26 protein-coding genes are annotated in these 25,981 nt (G+C 66.1%); 8 read left to right on the top strand and 18 right to left on the bottom strand.

The annotated features are described in order from the left end of the window. Nucleotides 1–5 precede the first annotated feature (5 nt). Entirely contained in the window at nt 6–476 is a 471-nt protein-coding gene (locus KCG88_RS00535) for an Lrp/AsnC family transcriptional regulator (RefSeq protein ID WP_210711489.1), read from the top strand. 173 nt (nt 477–649) lie between these two features. Then, entirely contained in the window at nt 650–1,639 is a 990-nt protein-coding gene (locus tag KCG88_RS00540; protein ID WP_210711490.1) for a diaminopimelate epimerase, read from the top strand. An 83-nt stretch (nt 1,640–1,722) separates the two neighbouring features. On the opposite strand, the gene codA is transcribed toward KCG88_RS00540, so the two are convergent. From codA to KCG88_RS00620, 16 genes are all read right to left on the bottom strand, one after another. After that, on the bottom strand, nt 1,723–2,979 hold the full coding sequence (codA, locus tag KCG88_RS00545; RefSeq protein ID WP_047337342.1) for a cytosine deaminase: 1,257 nt from the start codon (nt 2,977–2,979) through the stop codon (nt 1,723–1,725). Nucleotides 2,980–3,150: 171 nt separating this feature from the next. Continuing rightward, on the bottom strand, nt 3,151–4,422 hold the full coding sequence (codB, locus tag KCG88_RS00550; RefSeq protein WP_210711491.1) for a cytosine permease: 1,272 nt from the start codon (nt 4,420–4,422) through the stop codon (nt 3,151–3,153). A gap of 172 nt (nt 4,423–4,594) precedes the next feature. After that, nucleotides 4,595–4,792: a helix-turn-helix transcriptional regulator gene (locus KCG88_RS00555; RefSeq protein ID WP_011062315.1), complete on the bottom strand. Its 198-nt coding sequence runs from the start codon at nt 4,790–4,792 to the stop codon at nt 4,595–4,597. Next, entirely contained in the window at nt 4,789–5,163 is a 375-nt protein-coding gene (locus KCG88_RS00560; protein WP_047287987.1) for a hypothetical protein, read from the bottom strand. Before KCG88_RS00560 ends, KCG88_RS00555 begins: the two co-directional genes overlap by 4 nt. Nucleotides 5,164–5,249: 86 nt before the next feature. Then, a complete protein-coding gene (locus KCG88_RS00565; RefSeq protein ID WP_047287986.1) occupies nt 5,250–5,873 on the bottom strand; it encodes an NUDIX hydrolase in 624 nt (207 codons plus the stop codon). 101 nt (nt 5,874–5,974) lie between these two features. After that, on the bottom strand, nt 5,975–6,946 hold the full coding sequence (locus KCG88_RS00570) for an oligopeptide/dipeptide ABC transporter ATP-binding protein (RefSeq protein ID WP_210711492.1): 972 nt from the start codon (nt 6,944–6,946) through the stop codon (nt 5,975–5,977). Beyond that, a complete protein-coding gene (locus KCG88_RS00575; RefSeq protein WP_210711493.1) occupies nt 6,943–7,938 on the bottom strand; it encodes an ABC transporter ATP-binding protein in 996 nt (331 codons plus the stop codon). Before KCG88_RS00575 ends, KCG88_RS00570 begins: the two co-directional genes overlap by 4 nt. Further along, entirely contained in the window at nt 7,935–8,834 is a 900-nt protein-coding gene (ddpC, locus tag KCG88_RS00580; RefSeq protein ID WP_210711494.1) for a D,D-dipeptide ABC transporter permease, read from the bottom strand. The genes KCG88_RS00575 and ddpC overlap by 4 nt, the downstream gene beginning before the upstream one ends. A gap of 1 nt (nt 8,835) precedes the next feature. After that, nucleotides 8,836–9,852, bottom strand: coding sequence for an ABC transporter permease (locus KCG88_RS00585; RefSeq protein ID WP_210711495.1), 1,017 nt, complete (start codon nt 9,850–9,852; stop codon nt 8,836–8,838). Nucleotides 9,853–9,970: 118 nt separating this feature from the next. Beyond that, on the bottom strand, nt 9,971–11,545 hold the full coding sequence (locus KCG88_RS00590) for an ABC transporter substrate-binding protein (RefSeq protein ID WP_210711496.1): 1,575 nt from the start codon (nt 11,543–11,545) through the stop codon (nt 9,971–9,973). A 148-nt stretch (nt 11,546–11,693) separates the two neighbouring features. Beyond that, entirely contained in the window at nt 11,694–12,251 is a 558-nt protein-coding gene (ddpX, locus tag KCG88_RS00595; RefSeq protein ID WP_015636370.1) for a D-alanyl-D-alanine dipeptidase, read from the bottom strand. 32 nt (nt 12,252–12,283) lie between these two features. Continuing rightward, on the bottom strand, nt 12,284–13,144 hold the full coding sequence (locus KCG88_RS00600) for a MurR/RpiR family transcriptional regulator (protein ID WP_015636369.1): 861 nt from the start codon (nt 13,142–13,144) through the stop codon (nt 12,284–12,286). Nucleotides 13,145–13,272: 128 nt separating this feature from the next. Continuing rightward, nucleotides 13,273–13,791: a nucleoside 2-deoxyribosyltransferase gene (locus KCG88_RS00605; RefSeq protein ID WP_047337337.1), complete on the bottom strand. Its 519-nt coding sequence runs from the start codon at nt 13,789–13,791 to the stop codon at nt 13,273–13,275. Nucleotides 13,792–13,808: 17 nt separating this feature from the next. After that, complete coding sequence (locus KCG88_RS00610) at nt 13,809–14,261, bottom strand: GNAT family N-acetyltransferase (protein WP_210711497.1); 453 nt, start codon at nt 14,259–14,261, stop codon at nt 13,809–13,811. 83 nt (nt 14,262–14,344) lie between these two features. After that, nucleotides 14,345–14,701, bottom strand: a complete 357-nt coding sequence (gene queD / locus KCG88_RS00615; RefSeq protein ID WP_011062303.1) for a 6-carboxytetrahydropterin synthase QueD — start codon at nt 14,699–14,701, stop codon at nt 14,345–14,347. 130 nt (nt 14,702–14,831) lie between these two features. Continuing rightward, nucleotides 14,832–15,911 (bottom strand): patatin-like phospholipase family protein, encoded by a 1,080-nt coding sequence (locus tag KCG88_RS00620; RefSeq protein WP_210711498.1) that lies wholly within the window; start codon nt 15,909–15,911, stop codon nt 14,832–14,834. A gap of 162 nt (nt 15,912–16,073) precedes the next feature. On the opposite strand from KCG88_RS00620, the gene KCG88_RS00625 reads away from it, so the two are divergent. Genes KCG88_RS00625 through KCG88_RS00640 form a run of 4 tightly spaced genes read left to right on the top strand, consistent with a single transcriptional unit; the run spans nt 16,074 to nt 18,677 of the window. Further along, nucleotides 16,074–16,382 carry a PepSY domain-containing protein gene (locus KCG88_RS00625; RefSeq protein ID WP_011062301.1) on the top strand — a complete coding sequence of 103 codons (309 nt, stop codon included), beginning with the start codon at nt 16,074–16,076 and terminating at the stop codon, nt 16,380–16,382. Next, nucleotides 16,382–16,699, top strand: coding sequence for a PepSY domain-containing protein (locus KCG88_RS00630; protein ID WP_011062300.1), 318 nt, complete (start codon nt 16,382–16,384; stop codon nt 16,697–16,699). The genes KCG88_RS00625 and KCG88_RS00630 overlap by 1 nt, the downstream gene beginning before the upstream one ends. Next, nucleotides 16,699–17,367 (top strand): response regulator transcription factor, encoded by a 669-nt coding sequence (locus KCG88_RS00635; RefSeq protein ID WP_015636364.1) that lies wholly within the window; start codon nt 16,699–16,701, stop codon nt 17,365–17,367. Before KCG88_RS00630 ends, KCG88_RS00635 begins: the two co-directional genes overlap by 1 nt. Further along, nucleotides 17,364–18,677 carry a sensor histidine kinase gene (locus KCG88_RS00640; protein WP_210711499.1) on the top strand — a complete coding sequence of 438 codons (1,314 nt, stop codon included), beginning with the start codon at nt 17,364–17,366 and terminating at the stop codon, nt 18,675–18,677. Before KCG88_RS00635 ends, KCG88_RS00640 begins: the two co-directional genes overlap by 4 nt. A gap of 63 nt (nt 18,678–18,740) precedes the next feature. On the opposite strand, the gene KCG88_RS00645 is transcribed toward KCG88_RS00640, so the two are convergent. Further along, on the bottom strand, nt 18,741–20,888 hold the full coding sequence (locus tag KCG88_RS00645) for a methyl-accepting chemotaxis protein (RefSeq protein ID WP_210711500.1): 2,148 nt from the start codon (nt 20,886–20,888) through the stop codon (nt 18,741–18,743). Nucleotides 20,889–21,235: 347 nt separating this feature from the next. Between KCG88_RS00645 and KCG88_RS00650 the strand changes: the two genes are divergently transcribed. Together KCG88_RS00650 and KCG88_RS00655 are read left to right on the top strand one after the other, a co-directional pair. Next, nucleotides 21,236–22,552: a Na+/H+ antiporter NhaC family protein gene (locus KCG88_RS00650; protein WP_210712121.1), complete on the top strand. Its 1,317-nt coding sequence runs from the start codon at nt 21,236–21,238 to the stop codon at nt 22,550–22,552. Nucleotides 22,553–22,741: 189 nt separating this feature from the next. Next, complete coding sequence (locus KCG88_RS00655; protein ID WP_210711501.1) at nt 22,742–24,421, top strand: methyl-accepting chemotaxis protein; 1,680 nt, start codon at nt 22,742–22,744, stop codon at nt 24,419–24,421. A 148-nt stretch (nt 24,422–24,569) separates the two neighbouring features. On the opposite strand, the gene yegQ is transcribed toward KCG88_RS00655, so the two are convergent. Continuing rightward, a complete protein-coding gene (gene yegQ, locus KCG88_RS00660; RefSeq protein ID WP_047287973.1) occupies nt 24,570–25,895 on the bottom strand; it encodes a tRNA 5-hydroxyuridine modification protein YegQ in 1,326 nt (441 codons plus the stop codon). Nucleotides 25,896–25,981: the final 86 nt, after the last annotated feature.

Raw genomic sequence — 25,981 nt, forward strand, 5'->3', positions numbered from 1 at the left:
TGCCCATGAATGCCAGCCTCGACGCCTACGACCTGAAGCTGCTCGCCGAGCTGCAGCGTGACGCCAGCACCGCGCAAAGCGAGCTGGGGTTGCGGGTCAACCTGTCCACCGCGGCGGTCAACCGGCGGCTCAAGCGCCTCTGCGACGAGGGGGTGATCGAGCGCTACAGCGCCATCGTCGCGCCGGATGCCCTGGGGCACGAACTGAGCATCATCGTCGAGGTGGAAGTGGAGAGTGAGCGCATCGACCAGATCGACGCGCTCAAGCGCTGTTTCCAGGCCTGCCCCCAGGTCCAGCAGTGCTACTACGTGGCCGGCGAGTGCGACTTCGTGCTGATTTTTTGCGTGCGCAACATGGCCCAGTACACCGAGCTGACCCGCGAGCTGTTCTTCGGCAACCCCAACGTCAAGCGCTTCAAGACCCTGGTGGCGATGAACCGGGTCAAGGTCGGCCTGGACGTGCCCACGACCGATTGACGTTCGGGGCGTTTGCCCGAGAAAAGCCACGGGCCCCGGACCTGCTGCGGCAGGTGGCGTTGGCTGGGGTACCGCGCACAGGTCGTCTTGCCGGCCTGTGCCGGCGTTGCCCTCTGGTGGAGCCGCTGCATTCTCCGTAATGTCAGCGGCTCGGTTTTCCAGGAGGCGGTGTGATGGCGGCGTTCTACGATGCACGGGGCAACATCTATGGGGTGGTGACACCCGCGCGGTTGCGCAGCCTGGGGGTCGCCTTGCCCGGCAGCGCCGCCCAGGCCGCGCGGGCCCGGCGCTTGTGGAGCGAGCAAGCCATCGCCGCCCTCTGTGACTGGGCTCCGGGCACCCGCCCGCCGGGGGCCAAGGCCCACCGTAGCGACGGTCTGCTGGTGGGGCCGTTCCAGGATGTGGCGCCCTTCGATCTGCTGATCGTCAACACCGATGGCACCCTGGCCGAGCGCAGTGGCAATGGCCTGACCATCTTTGCTCAGGCCCTGGCCGAGCAGGGGTTGCTGGCCGAGCAGGGGCCAACCCTGTTGCAGGTGCACCATGACCAGCCCACCGGTACCTCGCCGGTGGCCACCGTGGTGGAGTCGGCCCGGGTGGCGGGGGTGCCAGGGTTCTGGCTGGACCTCGGCCAGCCGTCCTTCGGGCCCGAGGCGGTGGCCGCCATTGGCGTCGAGACGGTGACCCTGAACGGTCGCGAGCTGAGCCGGGTGGCACCGTTGCAGGCACTCGACCCGCTGTGGGAGCACAGCCAGTTCGTGCGCATCGGCAACCCGCACTGCGTGACCCTGCTGGAAGATGCCGAGGCCTTGCCCAGCAACCCGCAGATGCTTGAAGCGCCCCTGGCCGAAGGGCTGACGGCCACTGCTTTTGCCTTGCCCCTGGGCAGCGGCGAACCCTGCCCGGCGGGGGTCAACCTGCAATGGGCGGCGCGGGAATCGGCGCAGCGCATCGTCGCCCGGGTGTTCGAACGGGGCGAAGGGCCGACCGCGTCGTCCGGCACCAGCGCCAGCGCCGTGGCCAGCGCGGCGTGGCGGGTGGGCTGGGTCAAGGCTGGCGAGGTGCAGGTGGTGATGCCCGGCGGCACCGCGCCGTTGCGCCTGGAGGAACAGGATGGCGAGCTGCGCCGGGTCTGCCTGTTTGGTCAGGCCGTGCGCTTGTAGCTTCTTGCAGGAGCCGGCTTGCCGGCGAAAGCGATCTGACGGGCGCCTTCGCCGGCTGGCCTGCGCCTACGGTTTTTTGCAGGTCATGCGTCTTGCCATTGCACCTGGGCCATCTGCCGTTGCATCAGCACTTTGCCGTGGCGGATGGAGTACAGCGCCAGGCCCTGGCTGCGGATCATTTCGTAATCGCTGTCGGCAGACAGGATCAGCAGGTTCGCCGGGCGACCTTCTTCAATGCCGTAGCGCTCGCCCAGGGCCAGGGCCTTGGCGCTGTTGTCGGTGACCAGGTCCAGGGCATTCTGCAAGTTGCGGTAGCCGAGCATGTGGCAGATGTGCAGGCCGGCTTCCAGTACCCGCAGGATGTTGCCGTTACCCAGGGGGTACCAGGGGTCGACAATCGAGTCCTGGCCAAAGCACACGTTCATCCCGGCCTCCAGCAGCTCATTGACCCGGGTCACGCCGCGGCGTTTCGGGAAGCTGTCGAAGCGCCCCTGCAGGTGGATGCTTTCGGTGGGGCAGGAGACGAAGCTGATGCCCGAATGCCCCAGCAGGCGGAACAGCTTGGCGCAGTAGGCGTTGTCGTAGGAGCCCATGGCCGTGGTGTGGCTGGCGGTGACCCGGGAGCCCATGCCCCGGCTGCGCGCTTCTTCGGCCAGCACTTCGAGAAAGCGCGAATGCGGGTCATCGGTTTCGTCGCAGTGCACGTCCACCAGGCACCCGCTGCGCTCGGCCAGGTCCATGAGGAACTTCACCGAGCTTACGCCCTGGTCGCGGGTGTATTCGAAGTGCGGAATGCCGCCCACCACGTCGGCACCCAGGCCAATGGCCTCTTCCATCAGTTCGCGGCCGTTGCGGAACGATTCGATGCCTTCCTGGGGGAAGGCGACGATCTGCAGGTCGATCAGGTGCGCGCTTTGCTCGCGTACTTCGAGCATGGCCTTGAGGGCGGTGAGGTCCGGGTCGGTGACGTCGACATGGGTGCGCACATGCTGGATGCCGTGGGCGGCCAGGGCGCGGATGGTCTTGTGGGCGCGGGCGCGGGTGTCTTCGGCGGTGATGGTGGCCTTGCGTTCGCCCCAGCACTCGATGCCTTCGAACAGGGTGCCGCTCATGTTCCAGCGCGGCTCGCCCGCGGTGAGGGTGGCGTCCAGGTGAATGTGCGGTTCGACGAAGGGTGGCACCACCAGGTTGCCGCCGGCATCCAGGTGCTCGGGGCCGAAGGCCGGCGCGGCGGTGGGGGCGTCCGGGCCCTGCTGGATGATGCGGGCGATGCGGCCGTTTTCCAGGTGCAGTTGGTGCAGGCCTTCACGGTGGCGCAGGCGGGCGTTGGTGATCAGCATCGGAGCGGTTCCTCGGGTCGGGCAATCAGCGTTTCAGCCGTGGGATCCGGGCGGAGGCCCTTGTCCCTCGGTCATTGGGCTGTGCTTCAACCGGTACCGGTCGAAGCAGGCAGGTGGTTCGGGGGCGGGTCATGATAGACCCGGAACGCGGCGGGAGGGCAAGGCCCGGGTTCAGGCCCGGGCGTCGAGGGTGGCGCTGGTGCGGGCGCCGAGCCAGGCGCTGAGCAGGACGTAGCTCAGGCTTGCCACGCCGATGCCCACCAGTGGCGCGACCCAGAGCGAGCAGAAGGCCGCCAGGGTGCCCAGGCCGTAGGCGGCCAGGCCCGGCCAGTTCCAGGCCGGCAACTGGCTGTCGGCCAGGCGCGGGTAGCGGCCGCGCCAGCGGTAGAAGAAGTCCGCCATGATCACCCCGCCGATCGGCGGAATCACCGTGCCCAACAGGATCAGGTAGGGCACCAGCAGGTCGTACATGCCGAGCATCGCCAACAGGGTGCCGATCAGCGCGCCCACCAGGGTCACGGTCTTGCGCCGGTCGGTGCGCAGCAGGTTGCAGCCGGCCACGGCGAAGTTGTAGATGGTGTTGTCCTGGGTGCTCCAGATGTTCAACAGCAGCATGGCCATGGCCGCCATGGCAAAACCCTGGAGCAGCAGCACTTCGACCACGTCCGGCTGCTGGTAGACGATGGCGCCGTAGGCACCGATCAGCACCATCAGGCCGTTGCCGATAAAGAAGCCGATCAGGCTGGCGCTCACCGCCACCCGTGCCGAGCGGGAAAAACGGGTCCAGTTGGTGGCCTGGGTGGCGCCGCTGACGAAGGTGCCGAACACCAGGGTGATGGCGCTGGAGAGGTCCAGGCTGGCGCTTGGCATCACCCCCAGCAAACCGTCGAGGCCGCCGATCTGCCGGGTGGCCACCCACATCGACAGCAGCAACAGCAGGCCCATGGCCGGCACCGCGATCCAGGACAGGATCTCCAGGCCGCGATAACCGATGTAGGCGGTGGCGCAGAAGGCCATGCCGAACAGCAGCATCAGCCCCAGTACCGCACCCGGATCCAGCTGGAAATACTTGCCCAGCACCACCGCGGCGGTGGCGGTGCCCCAGGCGTACCAGCCGATCTGGGTGAAACCCAGGATCAGGTCGCTGAGCTTGCTGCCCCGTTCGCCGAAGCAGAAGCGCCCCATCAGCACCGTGTTCAGCCCGCTCTTGAAGGCGATGTAGCCCAGGCTCGCGGCGTAGATCCCCAGCAGCAGGTTGCCGACGAGGATCACCGCCAGCAGGGTGGTGAAGTCGAAGGCCACCCCCAGCTTGCCGCCGGCGAACATGGTGGCAGTGAAGAAGGTGAAGCCCAGCAGCACCATGGCCATGGAGGCCAGGCCCTTGCGGGCGTGCTGCGGAACTTCGCTCAAGGGGTAGTCGTTGCCGGGTTCGTGCTGGGTCATGGGCCTGTCCCTGGTCGCAGTGATGCCACGCTATTGCAGGCGCCGTGCCAATCCTTGACGGCTGGGCCGGGCGCCCCAGCAGTTATAGCCGATGCCCATGCTCCTGCACCGGGTGCCTGTGGCCCAGGGGCGAAAGCGGTGCACCCTTGGGCCAGATTGGTTCACCGGCGGTTCAGTCCTCGTCGGGGCTGAAAATGCTTTCGATGGGCATCTCGAAGGCCCGGGCAATCTTGAACGCCAGGGGCAGGCTGGGGTCGTAGCGCCCGGTCTCGATGGCATTCACCGTCTGCCGTGACACCTCCAGCCGGGTGGCCAGTTCGGCCTGGGACCAGCCTTGCCGGGTGCGCAGTTCGCGCAGTTGGTTGTTCACCGGTAGCGCCGCACGCCGGCCACCGTGGCCAGGGCCCACACCAGGCCCATCACGGGCCATACGTAGAACATCGAGAGCCGGGGCAGGCCGGCGGTTTCCAGGAAGCCGTAGCTGAAGGTGATCAGCGCGGTGCAGACAAAGGACAGGCCCAGGGCTTCGAGCTGGATGCGCCGGGCCAGTTCGTCCATGCGCCGCAACTGGCGCACCACCGCCAGGGCCATGGCCACCATGGGGATCACCGGCACCAGGGCCAGGGCGATCTTGCCCGGGCCCGGGTTCAGGTCCGCCAGCCAGTGGCTGCTCAAAATCACACAGGCGATGTAGGCCAGCAAGGCCAGGCCGAATTCCCTGAAATAGCGTTTGGTGCCCATGGGCGATCTCCTTTTAGTAAAGTGTCCTTTACATTAGGCGGGGCGCTTTTTCGTGTCAAGGGTGCTTTACATCGGCGCCGTCACGCTCAGTCGAAGAGGGCCATGCTGCGCCGGCCTTCGTGGAAGTCGAAGGCTTCCTGTATATCCCGTTCCACGGTGCGTCCCTGGGACAGCGGCGGCAACTGGTCCGGGGCGAAGAACGCCGCGTCGCTGGTTTCGCTGCCGGCCATCGGGGCCTCGGCGTCTTGCCGTTCGCAGAGGAAGTAGAGTTTGTAGAAGTCCCGGTGATCGGGCTTGTAGGGCCCCTTGGCCTTGTGCCGCAGGCCGTACAGCTGGCGCACCGAAACCTGCAGCCCGGCTTCTTCGTGGATTTCCTTGATGATGTTCTGCGCCGCCGACAGGCCCACATCGGCGTAGCCCCCGGGCAGGGCCCAGAGGCCGTCGTGCTGCTCGCGCACCAGCAGGATCTTGCCGTTTTCGATCAGCGCGCCGCGTACTTCCACCATCGGTGTCGAGTAGCGCTGGGCGAAGTCCGAGACCAGTTCGTTGATGCGCTCCAGGGGCACGTTGCCCAGTTGCGCGAGCATGTCGTGGGCGATGTCGGCGACTTCCTGGTAGCGCTCGCGATCATGCACGTCGCGGCAAAAATGCAGGCCGGTGGAAGCGATGGCTTGCAGGCGTTTGGCGTGGGTCAGCCAGCGGCTTTCCATGAGAGAGGTTCCTGCGACGTCAGAGAGAAGGCGCTTGTTTTAAGCCCTTGGCACGCAGGGAGCAAGCACCACGCCGTGGTCGGCGGCGTGGTGCGGTGCAATCACCCGGGGAGCGGTTGCCGATGGCAACGCACTTGCTGCGTCGCATCGCCCAGCAGCTGTTGCGGCAGCTCGCAGCCCGGGCCGCGGCGGCTGCAGCGGTCGAAGAAGAAACAGCCGCTGGGCAGCTTACGGTTGCCCGGCAGCTCGGTGGGTGCCGACACCTGGCTGTCCGCCAGCGGCGCGCCGAGGCGTGGCACCGCCTCCAGCAGCAGTTGGGTGTAGGGGTGGCGCGGGCGCTCCAGCACCTGTTCGGCGCTGCCCAGTTCGACGATCTGCCCCAGGTACATTACCGCTACCCGGTCGGCCATGTGCCGCACCACCGAAACGTTGTGGGAGATCAGCACGAAGGTCAGGCCGCGGCTGCGTTGCAGGTCCGCCAGCAGGTTGAGGATCTGCGCCTGCACCGAGATGTCCAGGGCCGAGGTCGGCTCGTCGAGGACGATGATGTCCGGGTTCGACGCCAGGGCCCGGGCAATGGCGATGCGCTGGCGCTGGCCGCCGGAGAACTGGTGCGGGTAGCGCTCCAGGTATTCGCCGCGGATGCCCACCTGCTGGGCCACCTTGGCGGCGATCTCGCGCATCTGCGCCACCGGGGTGTTGCCCAGGGCGAACAGCGGCTCGGTGATGATCTTCCAGATCGGCAGGCGCGGGTCGAGGGACGACTGCGGGTCCTGGAACACGATCTGCACGTGGCTGTGGCGCTCGCGGTCGCTGGCGTAGGCCCAGCGCAGGTCGCCGCTGCTGGGCTTGACCAGGCCCATGAGCAGTTGCGCCAGGGTGCTCTTGCCGCAGCCGGATTCGCCGACGATGCCCAGGGTTTCCCCGGGGCGCAGTTCCAGGTCGATGCCGTTCAGCGCGTGGGCAAAGGCCCGGGGCCGGCCAAGCCAGTCGTTGCTCAGGGGGAAACGGACTTGCACGTCGTTGAGCCGCAACAGCGGCTCGTTGCCGGTGTGCGAAGCGGTGGTAGTCATTGGGCGGACTCCGGGGCGGCCAGCCAGCAGGCACTCTTGCGCTGCTCGCCGGCGTTGATCGAATGCAGCGGTGGCCGTTGGGCACACACCGCCATGGCCTGCGGGCAGCGCTCGCGGAAGGTGCAGCCAGCGGGCAGGTGGGCGAGGTTGGGCACCTGCCCGGGAATGGTCAGCAGCGGCGCGCCGGGGGCCACTTGCTCGGGCAACCCGCTGAGCAGGCCGCGGGTGTAGGGATGCTGCGGGTCGAGCATGACCTGGGCGGTGCTGCCTTGCTCCACCACGGCGCCGGTGTACATCACATAGACCCGGTCGCAGAACTGCGAGACCACCGCCATGTCGTGGGTGATCAGGAGGATCGCGGTGCCCCGTTGCCGCGCCTTCTCGCGCAGCAACAGCAGCACCTGGCGCTGCACGGTCACGTCCAGGGCGGTGGTGGGTTCATCGGCGATCAGCAACTGCGGGTTGCAGGAAAACGCCAGGGCGATCATCACCCGCTGGCGCATGCCGCCGGACAGCTCGAAGGGGTACGCCTGCAGCACCTGCTCGGGGTCGGCGATGTGCATGTCGCGCAGCAGGTCGATGGCCTTGGCCCGGGCCTCGTCCTGGCTCAGGCGCTGGTGATGGATGATCACGTCGAGCATCTGCCGGCCGATGCGCCGGGTCGGGTTGAGGGCAGTCATCGGCTCCTGGAAGATCATCGCCGCGTCGCGGCCGCGGATCTGCAGCAGCTGTTTTTCCGGGGTGGCGAGCATGTCGCGGCCCAGTAGGCTCAGGCTGCCGGAGGTGATGCGGTAGCTGCGCTCGGGCAGCAGCCGCAGGCTGAGCATGGCAGTCACCGACTTGCCCGAGCCGGATTCGCCAACCACGCCGACGATTTCCCCCGGGTTGACGTGCAACGAGACGCCGTTGAGGGCCTGCACATTGCTGCGGTAGGCGGGGAATTCCAGGCTCAGGTTGTCGATGTTGAGAACGGCGGATGAGCTCATGGTCATTTCCCCTGTTGCCGTGGGTCGAGCAGGTCACGGATGCCGTCACCCAGCAGGTTGAAACCGGTGGCGGTGAACAGGATCGCCAGCCCGGGAAAGGTCGAGTACCACCAGTTGTCGAGGATGAAGTTGCGCCCGGTGGCCACCATCGCCCCCCATTCGGCGGTGGGCTGTTGCGCCCCCAGGCCAATGAAGCCCAGGGCCGAGGCCATGAGGATGGCGCTGCCGATGTCCAGGCTCAGTTGCACCAGCAGCGGCGGCATGGCGTTGCGCCCCACATGCCAGCTGACGATGTGCCAGCGCCCGGCGCCGTAGGTCTGGGCCGCCTTGACGTAGCCCATCTGGCGGATGCTCAGGGCCTGGCCCCGGGCCAGGCGCACGTAGAACGGAATGCGCACCAGGGTGATCGCCAGCATGGCGTTGAACAGGCTCGGGCCCAGGGCGGCGGCCAGGGCCATGATCAGCACCAGCGACGGCACCGAGAGCATGATGTCCATCAGGCGCATGATCAGGCTGTCGAAGCGCCCGCCGATGATTCCCGACAGGCAGCCCAACAGGCCCCCGGCCAGGCACGAGGCGAAGGCCACGAACAGGCCCACGCCCACCGACTGGCGGCTGCCGTGGAGCACCCGGCTGAACAGGTCGCGGCCCACTTCGTCGGTGCCGAACCAGTGGCTGGCGCTGGGGGCGGCCAGGCGCTCGGCCAGGTTCAGGGCATTGGGGTCATGGCTCGACAGCCAGGGGGCGAAGGCCATGCACAGCAGCACCAGCAGGGTCATGCACAGCCCGGCGATGGTCAGCGGGCTTTGCCGCACGCGGTAGCCCAGGTAGGCCAGGCGGGTGCGCCAGCCGCTGGCCTGGGCGGTGGGTTGTGGCAGGGGAATGTTCAAGGGAGCGGACATCTCAACTTACCTCGCCAATGCGCGGATCGATCACCCGGTACAGCAGGTCGATCGCCATGTTCAGCAGCACATAAATGAACGACACCAGGATGGCGAAGCCCATCACCGCCGGGAAATCCAGGGCCTGGATCGACTTCACCACGTAGGCGCCCATGCCCGGCCAGGCGAATACCGTCTCGGTCAGTACCGCGCCGTACAGCAAATCGCCCAGGGTCAGGCCGAGCACCGTCACCGAGGGGATCAGGGCGTTGGGTAGGGCGTGGCGCAGGATCACCGCCCAGCGCGACAGGCCGTAGGCCCGGGCGGTGCGGATGTAGTCTTCGCCCAGTTGGTCGAGCATGGCCGAACGGATCTGCCGCGCCACCACCCCGAGGTTGACGAAGCCCAGGGTCACTGCCGGCAGGATCAGGTGCTGCAGGGCATTGAAAAACAGCGGGATGTCCCCGACCAGCAGCGAGTCGATCAGGTAGAAGCCGCTGACCGTGGGCGGCGGCTCCAGGCCTTCGTCCAGGCGCCCGCTGCCGGGCAGCCAGCCCAGGTGGCCGTAGAACAGCACGATCAGCCCCAGGCCCAGCCAGAACGCCGGGGTGGAAATGCCGGTGACCGCCAGGGTGCGGGCGATCTGGTCGATGAAGCGGTTGTGATAGACCGCCGACAGCACCCCCAGCGGCACCCCCACCAGCACCGACAGCAGCAGGGCGGCCAGGGCCAGCTCCAGGGTCGCCGGGAAGAAGCTCTGCAGGTCCTCCAGCACCGGGCGGCTGGTGCGGATCGAGGTGCCCAGATCGCCGTGCAGCAGGTCGAGCATGTAGCGCCCGTACTGCTGGTACAGCGGCAGGTCCAGGCCCAGCTGGTGGCGGATGTTCTGCACGATGGCATCGCTGGCCCGGTCGCCGGCGATCAGCCGCGCCGGGTCACCGGGAATCAGGTGCGAGATGGTGAAGGTAATCAGCGAAACCCCGACCACGACCAGCAACAGGCCGAGCAGGCGTTTGCGCAACATATTCAGGAAGGCCATGAGGCAACCTCGTTAACGCTTGACGAACGGCAGGGGGCGCGACGGCCCCTCGCCGGGGACACGGCAACCCGGCGCCGCCCCGTTTCAGGGGCCGACGACGGGGAATGCAGGGCCGGTCCTACTTGCTGATTTCAGCGATGTTGAACACCTGTTCCAGCATCGGATGGAACACGTAGCCCTTCACCGAATCGCGCATCGGCAGGCTGTAGTTCTTCTGGTACAGGTAGGCGTAGACGTTGTCCTTGAGGACGATCTTCTGCGCCTTCTGGTACAGCTCGATGCGCTTGGCGGTGTCGTTGGTGGCCGCCGCCTCGCGGATCAGGCTGTCCACCTCGGGGTTGCTGTAGAACGAGCGGTTGCCCGGCAAGCCCTGCAGGCTGGAGTCGAACCAGAAGTTCATGAACATGTAGGGGTCGGCGAAGTCCGGGCTCCAGGAGCCGATGGCCACGTCGTAGTCGCCCTTGCCGACCCGTTCACGCATGGTGGCGTTGGCCAGTTTTTCCATCTTCAGGTTGATGCCCAGCGGCGCCAGGCCCGCTTGCAGGGTCAGGCCGATGGACTCCCAGTTGGCGTCCTTGTCCGAGTACAGGTAGGTCAGGTTGCTGATCTTCTGCGGGACCTTGGCCAGGCTGGCCTTGGCGCCGTCGAGGTTCTGCTGCATCAGCGGCAGGCTCGGGTCGTGGGCCCACATGCCGTCGGGGATCGGCCCGTTCATCAGCTTGGCCTGGCCCTTGAGGATGCCGTCGACGATGCCCTTGTAGTCGATGGCCTGGACCAGTGCCTGGCGCGCTTCGACATTGTCCAGGGGCGCACGCTTGTTGTTCAGGTACAGGTAGTTGACCCGCAGCGAGGGGAAGGTCTGGATCACGATGCCTGGCTTGCCGGCCAGGGTGCCGAGCTGGTCTTCGGGCATGTCCTCGATGATGTCCAGGTCGCCGCGTTCCAGTTGCAGGCGGCGCACCGAGGCCTCGCTGATGATCTTGATCACCACCTTGTTCAGGCTCGGCTTGGGGCCGGCGTAATAGCTGTTGGGTTCCAGCGTCAGCGCCTGGCCCTTCTGCCAGTTGCTCAGGCGGAAGGCCCCGGAGCCGGCGGTGTGGGTCGAGAGGTAGGCGTTGACGTCCTCGCCCTTGTTGGCCACGTCCGGGTTGATGATGCCGCCGCCGTTGTGGGCCAGGGTGTAGAGGAAGGGCGCGTAGGGTTGCTTCAGGGTGAAGCGCACGGTCAGTGGGTCGACCACGGCCACGCTCATGTCATCCGGGAAGGCCCCGGACGGGCCTTGCTTGAGCTGCATCAGGCGGTCGAAGGAGAACTTCACCGCGGCGGCGTCCACCGGCTTGCCGTCGTCGAACTTGTTGCCCGGCTTGAGCTTGAAATCCCAGGTCAGGTTGTCGGCGGAGGTGCTCCAGCTCTCGGCCAGGTCGCCCTGGACTTCGGTGCTGCCCTTGCCGTTCTCGACCTTGTAGGTCACCAGCTTCTGGTAGGCCGGGTAAGTCACGGCCCAGTCGTTGTTGTCGATGGTCACGGCCGGGTCGAGGGTCTGCGGGTCGGCGGCCTTGCCGATCATCAGGGTGTCCTTGGGCGCGGCGGCGCTGGCCGCCTGCCACGCGCCCAGGCTCAGGGCGGCGCACAGCAGGGACAGGGCGACACGGGTGGACAGACGCACATCAGGGTGATTGCGGTTAGGGGTCATGCCGGTTTCCTTGATCATTCGATGTTGGGAAGTTCGTCAGGTTTTTTATAAAAGCTATAACCGGGCAGTTGTTGCTGAAGCAGTGTTGCAGTACGACCGGCTTGGGGCAGTTAGCTGCCTGTTGTTGTGGCCGGTGGGGAGCGGGACATCAGTGTTCGAAGGGCTGGTCGTGCTCCTGGATCAGGGGGAAGTCCTCGGCGTTGGGCAGCTCGTAGTGCCACCACTCGGTGGGGATCGCCTCGAAGCCGGCGCTGAGCATGATCCCCAGCAGCATCAGGCGGTTGCGTTGCACCTGGGGCGGCAGGTCGCTGTAGAACTGATGCGACTTGGGCTCCATGGCGTCGAAGGCGGTGCCCATGTCCAGCGGCTCACCGGTTTCATCCACCAGGGTCAGGTCCACGGCCACGCCCCGGGTGTGGTGCGAGCCCAGGCGCGGGTCGCGCACGTAGTCCGGGTTGGGCAGGGCCTGCCACAGCAGGTGCTGGGCGTAGGCCGGGCGGTAGGCGTCGTAGATGCGCAGGCCCAGGCCGGCCATGCGTGCCAGCTGGCTGGCCTTGTACAGGCAGGCTGCGGCGTCCTTGTGCAGCAGGCAGCGGGCGTTGCGATAGATCACCTGGCCGGCCAGGTTGTCGGCGCTGGCGTAGATCAGGTCGATCTGAAGCTGATGGCGCTGGGCGTCGATTTCGACAAGGGGGCTGTTGTTCACTCACTCACTCCATCTGGGTTAACGCTTGAAGGTCAGGACTCGAACTGGCCGAAGGCTTCCTGCAACTGTCGGTTCTTGGCCAGGCGCTGGTCCAGGCGCTCGCCATAGCCCTCGGCCACGGCGGACACCATCAGGTTGAACAGGCAGGTCAGGGGCGCGAGGGAATCCCAGAACTGGCCGACATCGGTTTTCAGTTGCAGCAGGTCCAGCGGGTAGTCCCGGGCCCAGGGGCATTGCAGGTCGGTGACCAGGGCCAGGGGCAGGGCGTTGGCATTGGCCACTTCGCAGAAGGTCTGGGTGATGCTGGAGTAGGCGCGAAAGTCGGAGATGATCGCGTAGGGCTTGGCAAAGCCGGAGTTCAGGGTCTCGGCGTAGATGCCTGAAAGCCCGTCCACGTAGTAGACCTTGGGCCGGATGTATTCCAGGTGGCTGTGGAAGGCGTTGAGGATGCCCCGGGTCGACTGGATGCCGATGATGAACACCGCGTCGGCCTCGACGATCTGTTGCACGATGGCGGCGAAGGGCTGGCTGCGGGCCAGGCCATAGACATGCTGGATGGCCTCGATCTCGCGATGCATCGAGCGCTCCAGGGCATCGTCCTGATGGGCCTCGCTGCGAAAGGCGCCGAGCCGGTCGGTGATCAGCCAGGAGGCCGGGGCATCGCCGCGCAGGCCTTGCTTGACGTCATCCAGGTTGCGATAGCCCAGCGAGCGCAGGAAGCGCCCCACGGAAATCCCCGTGGTGCCGGCTTGCTGGGCGATGCTGTCGGCAGTCTCGAAGGGCAACTGCTGGAGGTTGGCCAGCAGGTAGGTGGCGATACGCTTGCCGGTGGGGGTCAGGCTTGCAAACTGCTGTTCCAGGGTGACTTGGAAACTGTTCTTGTCCATGACCATCTCGCCGGGCGTATGCTGGAAATGTTAGTTATGTTTCATTTTTGCATTCAGTGTTAGAAACATAACATCGGCTTTCGCGACAAGACAAGGCTTTTGTCCGGGGTGGTCGTTTTCGGCAGAAAGTGACGTTACTGGCTATCTCTGCCCGATGGAGGGGAAGCGCCCAGCCAGCGCCCGAGGTCGAAGATGGCGGCTTCCACACTGTTGCTGCGGCCGCTCCAGCTGCAGGCCAGCATCAGGTTGCGCGGCAGGTTGAAGTCCTCCACCGCAAAGCCCTGGGCATCGCGTCCGGCGGCGTCGTGGGGCACCTGCCGGCGCAGGGTGGCGGGGCCTTGGAAGTAGGCCCACACCGGTTTGCCCAGGGCGACCGCCGCGCCCACTTCGAAGGCGGTGCCGGAATCCGGCTCCAGGCCGCGAAAATCATTCAGGTTGGCCAGCAATGCATCGCAGCCGCGGATCATCTGCAGGTTCTGCCGGTAGATCCACTGTGCGGTGGCTTCTGGCGTGAGGCGAGGTGGCGCCTGGTTATCCAGGGGAAACAGGCCGTGCAGGCCCTGAGCGCGGCACAGTTGCTTGAGGTATTCGCCATGGGCCGGGGCGTCGGCGCGAAACACATCGAAGCCGGCGAGGTAGATACGGGGGGGCATGGAGAGGGTTCCTGGGTTCAGGCCAGTGGCTTGCTCATGTACACCCGGTGCAGGCCGTGCTCCACGGCGCGATGGGTTTCCACGTAGCCGTGGCGGCTGTACAGGGCGATGTTCTCGCTCATGGCTGCGTTGGTGTACAGGCGCACGCAACGGTGACCGGCGGCCGCGGCCTGTTGTTCGGCAAAGGCCAGCAGTTGCCGGCCATGGCCCCGGCCCTGGGCCTCGGGGTGGACCGCCAGGTTGTCCAGCAGCAGGGCTTGCTGGGCGTCCAGCAGGACAACGAAACCGGCGATTGCCTGCTGCTCCTCCAGGACCCAGACCTGCCGGGCCAGCACCAGGCACGAATAGTCTTCGAGCATGGGCGCCGGTTCCCGGCCGATCCGCGCGATATAAGGTGCATAGGCGCGCTTGGCGATGCCTTCGATGGCGGCGAGGTCGGGCAGGGCAGCGGGGCGAATGGTCGGCGGCATGGGCGCGAGTGCTCGGGTAACGGCGGGGTGGGGCCATCATAGGCATAAAAAAACCACCCCGTGGGGTGGTTTTTTCGGCGGGCTTATTCGCCGCGGTAGATGCAGCCGCTGGTGCAGGTTTCGTGGATGCGGATCGCCGAGAGTTCCGGCAGCAGGGGCTTGAGCTCATTCCAGATCCATTTGGCCAGGACTTCGCTGGTGGGGTTTTCCAGGCCGGGAATGTCGTTCAGGTAGTTGTGGTCCAGGCGCTCGTACAGCGGCTTGAAGATCGCCTTGATTTCCGAGAAGTCGCGGATCCAGCCGGTGTGTGCGTCGACCTCGCCACTGAGGTGGATCGCCACCTTGAACGAGTGGCCATGGAGGCGGCCGCACTTGTGGCCCTCGGGCACGAAAGGCAGGCGGTGGGCGGATTCGAAGGTAAATTCTTTGAAGATTTCCACAGTGTCGGTCAGCTCTGTCAGATGGCTATCGCCCGGGGGCGAGTTGAGGCAGGCGGCGAGTTTATCAGCTTGCCCCGGCGCTTGCGGAAAAACCCTGACTAAAGGGTCAGTGCGCAGCGGCGGGCCTTCTCTAGAGGCTCTGCAGGCGCTCGCCGATGCGGTTCTGCGCGGCCAGTTCGAGGAACTCGTCCCCCAGGCGCCGGCTTTCGTCCATGGCGCTGCGCCAGTATTTCTGCCGGCTGGCATCGTCGCCCATGAAGCGCTTGAAGTCGTTGCGGTCCGGCAACTTGCCGTAGGGCAGGCGCGCCAGGTATTCCTTCGACGGCGCCAGCAGCAGTACGTCGCGCAGGCGTTCGGGGCTGGCCCGGCGCCAGGGCAGGGTCTTGTCGAACCAGCCGGGAATCACCCGGTCGGTGAAGTGCGGGTAGAGCACGATGTCGCTGCCGCTGTAGGGCAGGTCCAGGTGGTAGTCCAGCAGGCCGCCGTCGCGGAAGGTGCCGGCCCCGGCGCCGGGCAGTTCGCGCACGCCCTGCATGACCATGGGGATCGAGCCCGAGGCCAGCAGCGCCTGGCGCAGGTTGCCGCGGTCCAGGGGTACGAAGCGCGAGGGGAAGTCTTCCAGAGCGTGCAAAGGCGGGGCCAGGCGCGGGTCGTGCAGCACCAGGCGCTCGAAGTGCCGGGCCAGGCGCGCGCGGCCCCGCAGATTGTCGGCGATCACCGAGGACAGCCCCAGGCCGAGGCGCCCGCGATGGTCGTCGGCGAGCAGGCCGTGGCTTTTGACCACCATGATGTTCAGCCGGTAGTGAGGGTTGCCGAGGATCGAGGCGTCGCGGCCCTCCAGCAGCTCCTCGAGCATGCGCCGGGAGCTCTGGCTGATCTGCGCCATGGTCACGCCCTTGGCAAAGCTCTGGGCGTTGTACAACTGGCCGAGGCGGCGGATGCCTTCGGCGGCGTCCGGCAGGCAGGCGCTGGCGAAACGCCAGGAACCCACCGAGGCGCCGATCAGCGAGCGTTCCCGGGGCGCCGATGGCAGCCATTCACCGAACAGCGCCAGGTCCAGGCCCTGGATGCCCAGGGCCTTGGGGCCGCCGGCGGCGCCGGGCAAGGTACCGACTTCACGGGGGTGCAGGCCTTGCTGGCGGATGCGGGCCAGGGCGCGGGGGCCGGCCTTGAGGGTCAGGGCGGGAAACTTGATATGGATGGCAGTCATACCGGGCTCACTCTTGAATCAGCCGCCGAGTATAGAGAACCCAGGAGCCGGGGGCCGAGTGAAACTTATGTCGGGGGCCATGATGGCGATTCAGTTTCAATTAAGTTGCCTTGGGTATGGTCTGCGGCATCGGCCTTTGGCCATCGACTTTGGAGAACTGCCATGAAGACCCTTGCCGCGCTGTTCGGCGCCAGCCTTGTCGCCCTGACCGCCAGCCTGGCCCACGCTCGCGACCTGGGGCCGGACGAAGCCCTCAGACTGCGCGACGCTGGTACCATTGTGTCCTTTGAAAAACTCAATGCCACGGCCCTGTCCCGGCATCCTGGGGCGAGCATCAGTGAAACCGAGCTGGAAGAAGAGTACGGCAAGTACATCTACCAGGTTGAACTGCGCGACCCGCAGGGGCTGGAATGGGATCTGGAACTGGACGCGGTGAGCGGCCAGGTACTCAAGGATCATCAGGACACCTAATGAACCGCACTCTGCGCACCGCCGGTAGCCGTGCAGCCCTGGCGCTGCTGCTGTTCTGCTCCCTGGCCATGGCCCGCGACCTGGACCAGGACGAGGCCCTGCGCCTGCGCCAGCAAGGGGTGATCCTGCCCCTGGAGCAACTGCTCAAGCAGGCCATGGACCGTTACCCCGGGGCCAAGCTGCTGGAGGCCGAGCTGGAAGAAAAGCACGATGTGTACATCTATGAAGTGGAGCTGTTGACCGTGGACGGGGTGGTTCGCGAGCTGGACCTGGAAGCCGCCACCGGGCGTTTGTTGAAAGATGAGGAAGACGACTGATGCGCCTGCTTGTGGTGGAAGACCACGTATCCCTGGCCGATGAACTGCTTGAAGGCCTGAACCGCCAGGGCTACGCCGTGGACTGGCTGGCCGACGGCCGCGACGCGCTGTACCAGGGCGCCAGCGAACCCTATGACCTGATCATCCTCGACCTCGGCCTGCCCGGCGTGCCGGGCCTGGAGGTGCTGCGAAAGTGGCGCGCCGATGGCCTGGCCACGCCGGTGCTGATCCTCACCGCCCGCGGCTCCTGGGCCGAGCGCATCGAGGGGCTCAAGGCCGGCGCCGACGATTACCTGAGCAAACCGTTCCATCCCGAAGAGCTGCACCTGCGGGTCCAGGCCCTGCTGCGCCGCTCCCATGGCCAGGCCAACCAGCAGACCCTGCAGGCCGCCGGGCTGCACCTGGACGAGGGCCGGCAATGTGTGGTCCGCGACGGCCAGGATGTCTTGCTGACCGCCGCGGAGTTCCGCCTGTTGCGCTATTTCATGCTGCACCCGCAGCAGATCCTTTCCAAAAGCCACCTGGCCGAACACCTCTACGACGGTGAAACCGAGCGCGATTCCAACGTCCTCGAAGTTCACGTCAACCACCTGCGGCGCAAGCTGGGCCGCAGTGTGATCGAAACCCGGCGCGGCCAGGGCTATCTGTTCGGCGGAACCACTTCGTGAGATCGATCCAGCGCCGCCTGAGCCTGGGCCTGGTCACGGTGCTGGTGGTGGTCGGGCTGGTGCTGGCGCAGACCAGCCTCTGGCTGTTCGAGGTGGGCCTGCAACGCTACCTGGAAGCCGGCCTGCGCAACGACAGCGAGAGCCTGCTGCTGGCCCTGGTGCGCGGCCCTCAGGGGCTGCAGCTGGATGAGCGACGTCTGTCGCCGGCCTACCAGCGGCCGTTTTCCGGGCACTACTTCCGTATCGATTTTGCCGATGTGCACTGGCGCTCGCGCTCGCTGTGGGACCAGGAACTGCCGCAACTGGAGCGCGCCGGCCTGCAGGGCAACCTGCAACTGGGGCCAGAGGGCCAGCAACTGCTGGTGCTGCGCAGCGACTACAAGCGCCTCGGGCAGTTGATCTCCATCAGCGTGGCCCAGGACTACACCCCGGTGCGTGAAAGCTTCCAGCGCATGCGCCAGATCGGCCTCGGGCTGGGGCTGGCCGGGCTGCTGCTGATCCTGCTGCTGCAACGCCTGACCGTGCGCCGCGCCCTGCGCCCGCTGGAAACCGCCCGCGAGCAGATCGCCCAGTTGCAACAGGGCCAGCGTTCGCAACTGGATGCCCAGGTGCCGGTGGAACTGGAGCCCCTGGTGGCGCAGATCAACCACCTGCTGGCCCATACCGAAGACAGCCTCAACCGTTCCCGCAATGCCCTGGGCAACCTGGGCCATGCCTTGAAGACCCCGCTGGCGGTGCTCCTGAGCCTGGCGTCGAGCCCCAGGCTCGACGGCCACCCCGAGGTGCGCAGGATGCTCCAGGAACAGTTGGAGCAGGTGCAGCAGCGCCTCAATCGCGAACTCAACCGCGCGCGGCTGGCGGGGGATGCGTTGCCCGGGGTGCTGTTTGAGTGCGATGCCGAACTGCCGGGGCTCCTGGCGACCTTGAACATGATCCATGGCCAGCACCTGGATCTGAGCTACCAGGCGCCACCGGGGCTGCGCCTGCCCTGGGACCGGGAAGACCTGCTGGAGCTCTTGGGCAACCTGCTGGACAACGCCTGCAAATGGGCCGATGCCCAGGTGCGCCTGAGCGTGGAGGAGCGGCCCCAGGGCTTCTGCCTGGCGGTGGACGACGACGGCCCGGGCATTCCCCAAGCGCGGCGCGACGAGGTATTCGGCCGGGGCACGCGCCTGGATGAACAGACCCACGGCCACGGGCTGGGCCTGGGCATCGTGCGCGACATCGTCGACGCCTGCGGTGGCACCCTGAACCTGGGGGACAGCGAGTGGGGCGGCTTGCGGGTAGAGATCGAGCTGCCCAGGCGCTGAACTTGCCGGGCGCCAGGTTCGGCGCCCGTGAGGGCTATCGCAGCCTGCGGCAGCGGCTACAGGTCAGACGCGGAACTGGTCCATCAGGCTCTGTTGCTGGTTGGCCAGGCTGTTGAGCGACTGGCTGACCCGCGCCGATTCATTGGCCTGCTCCGACAGCGATTCGGTGACATCGCGAATGGTCGCCACGTTGCTGTTGATCTCTTCGGCCACCGCGCTCTGCTGTTCGGCGGCGCTGGCGATCTGCAGGTTCATGTCGCTGATCACGGTCACCGCATCGCCGATCTGGCGCAGGGCGGTGACCGCCTGGCCCACTTGTTCGACGCTGCCCTGGGCCTGGCGATGGCTGTTGTTCATCGAACCCACCACCTCCTGCGTGCCGTTCTGCAGTTGCTCGATCACCTGGCGGGTTTCTTCCACCGACTCCTGGGTGCGTTGGGCCAGGTTGCGCACCTCATCGGCCACCACCGCGAAGCCGCGGCCGGCTTCCCCGGCGCGAGCGGCTTCGATGGCCGCGTTCAAGGCCAGCAGGTTGGTCTGCTCGGCAATCGAGCGGATCACTTCCAGTACCGTGCCGATCTGCTCGCTGTTGGCGGCCAGGCCTTCGACCTGGGTCATGGCGGCGCTCATGTCGGCGGCCAGCTGGTCGATGCTGCGGGTGGTGCGGTCGATGACCGTCAGGCCCTGTTGCGTGGCCTGGTCGGCGTCCCGCGCGGCCTGGGCGGCCTGGGCTGCGCTGCGGGCCACGTCCTGGGCGGTGGCGCTCATTTCGTGGGAGGCGGTGGCCACCTGGTCCACCTGGCGATACTGCTGCTCCATGCCGGCGCTGGTCTGGGTGGCGATGGCCGAAGACTGGTCGGCGGTGCCGCGGGCGTCCTGCACCGAGCGTTTCACCTCGGCGATGATCGGTTGCAGCTTGTCCAGGAAGCGGTTGAACCAGCCGGCCAGCTGGCCCAGCTCGTCCTGCTTGTCGTAGGCCAGGCGCCGGGTCAGGTCGCCTTCGCCGCTGGCGATGTCTTCGAGCATGTGGGCCACGCCGAGGATCGGCCGGGTCACGCTGCGGGCCATCAGCCACACCAGCAACAGGCCCACCACCGCGGCCAGCAGGCCCAGGCCGAGTTCGATCAGGGTGCCGCTGTTGTTGCGTGCGTCCAGCTCGCTTTTCAGGGCTTCGGCCGGGCCTACCAGGACTTTTTCCGGCACATCCAGCAGTACGCCCCAGGCCTTGCCACCGGGGATTGGGGTGAAGGGCGCCAGCACCTTGAGTTCACGGTTGCTGTGCAGGCTCTGGGTCTGGATGCTGTTGGCCAGCAGGCGGATCAGCTCGGCGCCGTTGGTGGTGTCGACGCTGTCCAGGCGCTGGCTGAGTTTGCTGGCGTCCGGGCTGTAGCCGGCCAGCAGGCCCACCGGGCTCAGGATGCTGACGTTGGTCTGGCCGGCATAGAGGCGCTTGCTGGCGTTCTGGCTGATGGCCTGGAGGCTGTTGAGGTTGATGTCCACCGACAGCGAAGCGATGACTTTGCCGTCCACCATCAGCGGGAAGACGATGCTGGTCATCAGCACCTTCTGGCCGTCGATGTCATAGAAGTAGGGTTCGATCACGCAGGGCTTGAGGGTGCTGCGCGGGCAGGTGAACCAGGCGTTGGCCGGCTGGCCGCTGGGGCCGGTGCGGGTGTCGCTCATGTCGCTTTCGGGCAGTGACATGGAGGTCAACTTGCCCGGGGTGGGTTGGGACCAGTACAGGGCGAAGCGGCCCTTTTCGTTGCTGCCCAGTTCGCTCTGGCCGCCGAACAACTCGTCCTTGCCGTCCAGGGCGTTGGCTTCGAACACCAGGGACAGGCCCAGCAGGTCGGGGTTGGCCTGCAGCGCCGACTTGACCTGGCGGGTCAGGTCCTCGCGCAGGTCGAAGGCGTCGAGGAAGCGTTTCTCGGCCTGCTCCCGCAGGAACAGCACCTGGCGGGAGAAGCCGTGGCCGTATTGATAGGCGTCCATGAATTGCTGGCGAATGCCCAGTGCCTGCACCTCACCCTGGGCTTCGATCCGCGCCTGGGCGGCTTCGTTGAGCATCTCCATGCTCGAGGCCTTCACCAGCTCGGAGCTGTGCTCCATGCGATACAGCGAAAGCCCCACCAACAGCGACACGATGCCCAACAGGCAGAGTCCGGCCAGCAAGGTGATTTTCCATTGGATGGAAAGTTGTCTGAGCGACATGGAGACGTCCTTTATTCGATAAATATCTGAGACTTTGCACTGTAGCGGCCGACCAGCGGCGTTCTTTAAACGCTTGTTCGAAATAAACCGCGAGGCTCCGGGGCTGCTGTGCAGCCCGGCACGAGCAAGCTCCCTGGCCACGGGTACCGGGCGGGGCTTGGGGGCTTGGCGAGCCAGCTCGCTCCTGGGGGCGGCAGGGTGCGGGGTTTTGACAAGCCGGGTCGGCTGCTGCAAAGTGCGCCCCCCTAATAAGAACCTCTTTCATTTCGATGTCGGCAGCCCGCTGCCTTCCGGTCGGTCACAGGCTTTTGCGCCATTTTCAGCGGCGCAGTAACGAGGTAACGATGATTAACGCAGTAATTGCCGCGGTTGGCGTGATGTTGGTGCTCAGCCTGTCCCGCGTGCATGTAGTGATCGCCCTGATCGTTGGCGCGCTGGTGGGCGGCCTGACCGGCGGCCTGGGGATCGAGGCCACGCTCAAGGCGTTCAACAGCGGCCTGGGCGGTGGCGCCACCGTGGCCTTGTCCTACGCCTTGCTCGGCGCGTTCGCCGTGGCCATTGCCAAGTCCGGGCTGGCCCACGCCCTGGCGGACAAGATCCTGCTGCTGGTGGATCGCCAGGACGCCCACGGCGGCGGCCGGGTCAAGTGGCTGCTGATCGGCCTGCTGTGGGTGGTGGCGATTGCCTCGCAGAACATCCTGCCGATCCACATTGCCTTTATTCCGCTGCTGGTGCCGCCGCTGCTGTATGTGCTGACCAAGTTGCAACTGGACCGGCGGCTGATCGCCTGCGTCATCACCTTCGGCCTGGTCACCCCCTACATGTTCCTGCCGGTGGGCTTCGGCAACATCTTCCTCAACGAGATCCTCCTGGCCAACGTGGCCCGCAGCGGGGTCGATGTCAGCCAGATCAACGTCACCCACGCCATGGGCATTCCCGCCCTGGGCATGCTTTGCGGCTTGCTGCTGGCGTTCTTCAGCTACCGCAAGAAGCGCGTGTACGACCTGGACCGGATCGAGAAAGTCGAGCAGGTGGCGGTGCAGTACAACCCGCGGACCCTGCTGGTGGCCGCGGCGGCCATAGTCGCGGCGTTCGTGATCCAGCTGCTGCTGGACTCGATGATTATCGGCGCCTTGTGCGGTTTTCTGATTTTCTCGGTGTCGGGCATCGTGCGCTGGCGCGAGACGGACGAGCTGTTCACCGAAGGCATGAAGATGATGGCCATGATCGGCTTCATCATGATCGCCGCCTCGGGGTTCGCCGAAGTGATGAAGGCCACCGGCGAGGTCAATTCCCTGGTCCAGGCCTCGGCGGCCTGGATCGGCCACAGCAAGGGCGTGGGCGCCTTGCTGATGCTGCTGGTGGGCCTGCTGGTGACCATGGGCATCGGTTCGTCGTTCTCCACGGTGCCGATTCTCGCGGCGATCTTCGTGCCTTTGTGTGTGCAACTGGGCTTTAGCCCGCTGGCCATCGTCTGCATCGTCGGCACCGCCGGTGCCCTGGGCGATGCCGGCTCACCGGCCTCGGATTCGACCCTGGGACCGACCTCGGGCCTGAACATCGACGGCCAGCACCACCACATCTGGGACACCGTGGTCCCGACCTTCCTGCACTACAACCTGCCGCTGCTGGCCTTTGGCTGGGTGGCGGCCATGGTTCTCTGATTATCTTGCTCTCGTAGAAGCCGAGGGTTCTCGTAGGCGCTGGCTTGCCAGCGAAGGCATCGGCAAGGCCGGTACAAGGCGCGAGCCCCTTCGCCGGCAAGCCGGCTCCTAGGGGTTCAGGCTCAACTTTTTTTTTGGCGTGCCGTTAACGGCATATCACGCCAATAAAAAACCAAGAGTGAGCCCCCTATGCGCTTGAGCCTGAAGGCCAAAGTCCTGTCCCTGGCAGTACTCCCGGTATTGCTGTTCGCCCTGGTGATCAGCCTGAGCACCGTGCTCATGCTGCGCCAGCAGGCACAGAAGGAAGTCGAGGAAACCCGTCACCGCTTGCTGGACGAGGCCAAGGCCACGCTGCAGAGCTATGTCGAGGTGGCCCTGAACACGGTCAAGCCGTTGTATGACGCCGCCGCACCGGGGGATCAGGCGGCCCGGGCCGAGGTGGTCAAGCTGCTGTCCAACATCAGTTATGGCAAGGACGGCTACTTCTTCGCCTACGACTCCGAGACGGTGCGCCTGTTCAAGGGCAACAGCCCGGACGGTGTGGGCAAGAGCTTCAAGGACAACCGCGATCCCAATGGTGTGTACGTCAACCGCGAGCTGGTGCGGGTCGGCAAGGACGGCAGCCACTACGTGCAATACAGCTCGACCCAGCCGGGCAGCGACGTGCTGGTGCCCAAGCTGGGCTACACCGAGTACCTGCCCAAGTGGGACATGGTGCTGGGCACCTCGGTCAACCTCGATGGCATCGACGCCCAGGTCGCCGCAGTGCAGAGCAGCGTCAACCAGCGCATGGAAGGCATGGTCCTGAGCATCCTCGGGATCGCCACGGTGGTGCTGGTGGTGATCGCCGCCCTGGGCATGCTGGTGGCCAACACCATGCTGCGCCCGCTGAACCTGATGAAAGCCAACCTTGACGATATCGCCGCCGGGGAGGGCGACCTGACCCGGCGCCTGGCCATTACCAGCCAGGACGAACTGGGGCAGTTGGCCGGCTCGTTCAACCGCTTTGTCGACAAGATCCACGGCCTGGTGCGGCAGATCACCGAGATGACCGGCCAGCTCACCGAGCTGGTGACCCAGGTCTCGGATCAGGCCCAGCGTTCGGAACAGGCCATGGAGCGCCAGCGCCACGAGACCGATCAGGTGGCCACGGCGATCAACGAAATGTCTTCCGCAGCCCACGAGGTGGCCCGCAGTGCCCAGGGCGCAGCCGTTGCCGCCCAGCAGACCGATGAAGAGGGCCAGGCGGCCAAGCGCGTGGTGGACGGCAGCATCCAGCAGATCCATGCGCTGGTCAGCGATATCCGCAACAGCGGTACTTCCCTGGACAGCCTGCAGCAGGACGTGACGTCGATTGTCAGCGTGCTGGACGTGATCCGCTCGATCGCCGAGCAGACCAACCTGCTGGCCCTGAACGCCGCCATCGAAGCGGCTCGGGCCGGGGAGGCCGGGCGCGGTTTTGCGGTGGTGGCCGACGAAGTACGGGCCCTGGCCAGCCGCACCCAGCAGAGCACTCAGGAAATCCAGGGCATGATCGACCGCCTGCAGCAGGGCACTCGGGTGGCGGTGGACGCCATGCGCCGTTCCAGCGATGCCGGCGATGGCACCTCGGTGAAGGCCAATGAAGCCGGGGCGTCGCTGGACACCATGGCCCAGCTGATCGGTACCATCAATTCGATGAACGCGCAGATTGCCAGTGCGGCGGAAGAACAGACCGCGGTGGCCGAAGAGATCAACCGCAGCGTGCACCAGATCGCCGTGGCGGTGGACAGTGTGGCCGATGAAACCCAGCGCGGCGCCCAGACTTCCCGCAGCCTGGCGGACCTGGGCCAGCGCCTGGGGCGGTTGGTGGGGCAATTCCGTATCTGAGGGGCGCCGGGGCTGGTGTAGCCGCTGCCGAGCCTGCGAGGCTGCGAAAAGGCCCGAAGGGCCTTGTGTGATGGTCTTTTTAGCGGTCCATCAGAATGTCCCACCCCCCCCGCGTCAGCAGTTACATCAGGGGGGGCGCCTGCACGGCTCAGGCGCTGATATCGCGCATCAGCAGGCCAAAGCGCAGGTCCACCTGGTCAGGGATCGGCAGGTACACCGTATGGCCGTCGCCTGGCGCCACTTCGATGGCTTCGCCCTTGGCGTTCTGCAACTGGTGCAGGTCGAAGTGGAAGTTGCCCCGAGGGGTCATCAGTTCCATGTGATCGCCCAGGGCGAAACGGTTTTTCACCTTCACTTCGGCCAGGCGGTCGCGGCGTTCACCGGTCAGTTCACCGACGAACTGCTGGCGCTCCGACACCGAGCTGCCGTTCTGGTAGTTCTGATATTCGTCATGCACATGCCGGCGCAGGAAACCCTCGGTGTAGCCGCGCTGGGCCAGGGACTCCAGATCGCTCATCAGCTGACGGTCGAACTCGCGGCCAGCGGCGGCATCGTCGATGGCCCGGCGATAGACCTGGGTGGTGCGTGCGCAATAGAAGTGCGATTTGGTGCGCCCCTCGATCTTCAGCGAGTGCACGCCCATGCGGGTCAGGCGCTCCACGTGCTGCACCGCCCGCAGGTCCTTGGCATTCATGATGTAGGTGCCGTGCTCGTCCTCGAAGGCCGGCATCAGCTCGCCCGGGCGATTGGCTTCCTGCAGCAGGAATACCTGGTCGGTGGGGGCGCCCAGGCCCAGGGTCGGCTCCGGCTGGTAGCTCTGCACGATGTCGCCCACGGCATTCTCGGTGGCCGCCTGGGCGCTGTATTTCCAGCGGCAGGCATTGGTGCAGGTGCCCTGGTTGGCGTCGCGCTTGTTCATGTAGCCCGACAGCAGGCAACGCCCGGAGTAGGCCATGCACAGCGCGCCGTGGACGAAGACTTCCAGCTCCATGCCCGGCACCTGCTGGCGGATTTCCTCGATCTCTTCCAGGGACAGTTCCCGGGACAGGATGATCCGGGTCAGGCCCTGCTGCTGCCAGAACTCGACGCTGGCCCAGTTCACGGTGTTGGCCTGCACCGAGAGGTGGATCGGCATCTGCGGGAAGTGCCGGCGTACCAGCATGATCAGCCCTGGGTCGGACATGATCAGCGCATCCGGGGCCATCTCGATCACCGGCGCCAGGTCCTTGAGGAAGGTCTTGAGCTTGGCATTGTGCGGGGCGATGTTGACCACCACGTAGAAACGCTTGCCCTGGCCCTGGGCCTCGCGGATGCCCAGGGCCAGGTTGGCATGGTCGAATTCGTTGTTGCGTACCCGCAGGCTGTAGCGCGGCTGGCCGGCGTACACCGCGTCGGCGCCGTAGGCGAAGGCGTAGCGCATGTTCTTCAGGGTGCCGGCGGGGGCCAGGAGTTCGGGTTTGGCGAGGAGCGTCATGGGGCTGTCGGTCGCAAAAGGTCGCGAGGGTAAGCCAGTGCGCTAGGGTATTCATTGATCTGGATCTATGCCGACAGCAGAAAAAA

The sequence above is a fragment of the Pseudomonas sp. MWU349 genome (assembly GCF_017947325.1).
Taxonomy (GTDB): domain Bacteria; phylum Pseudomonadota; class Gammaproteobacteria; order Pseudomonadales; family Pseudomonadaceae; genus Aquipseudomonas; species Aquipseudomonas protegens.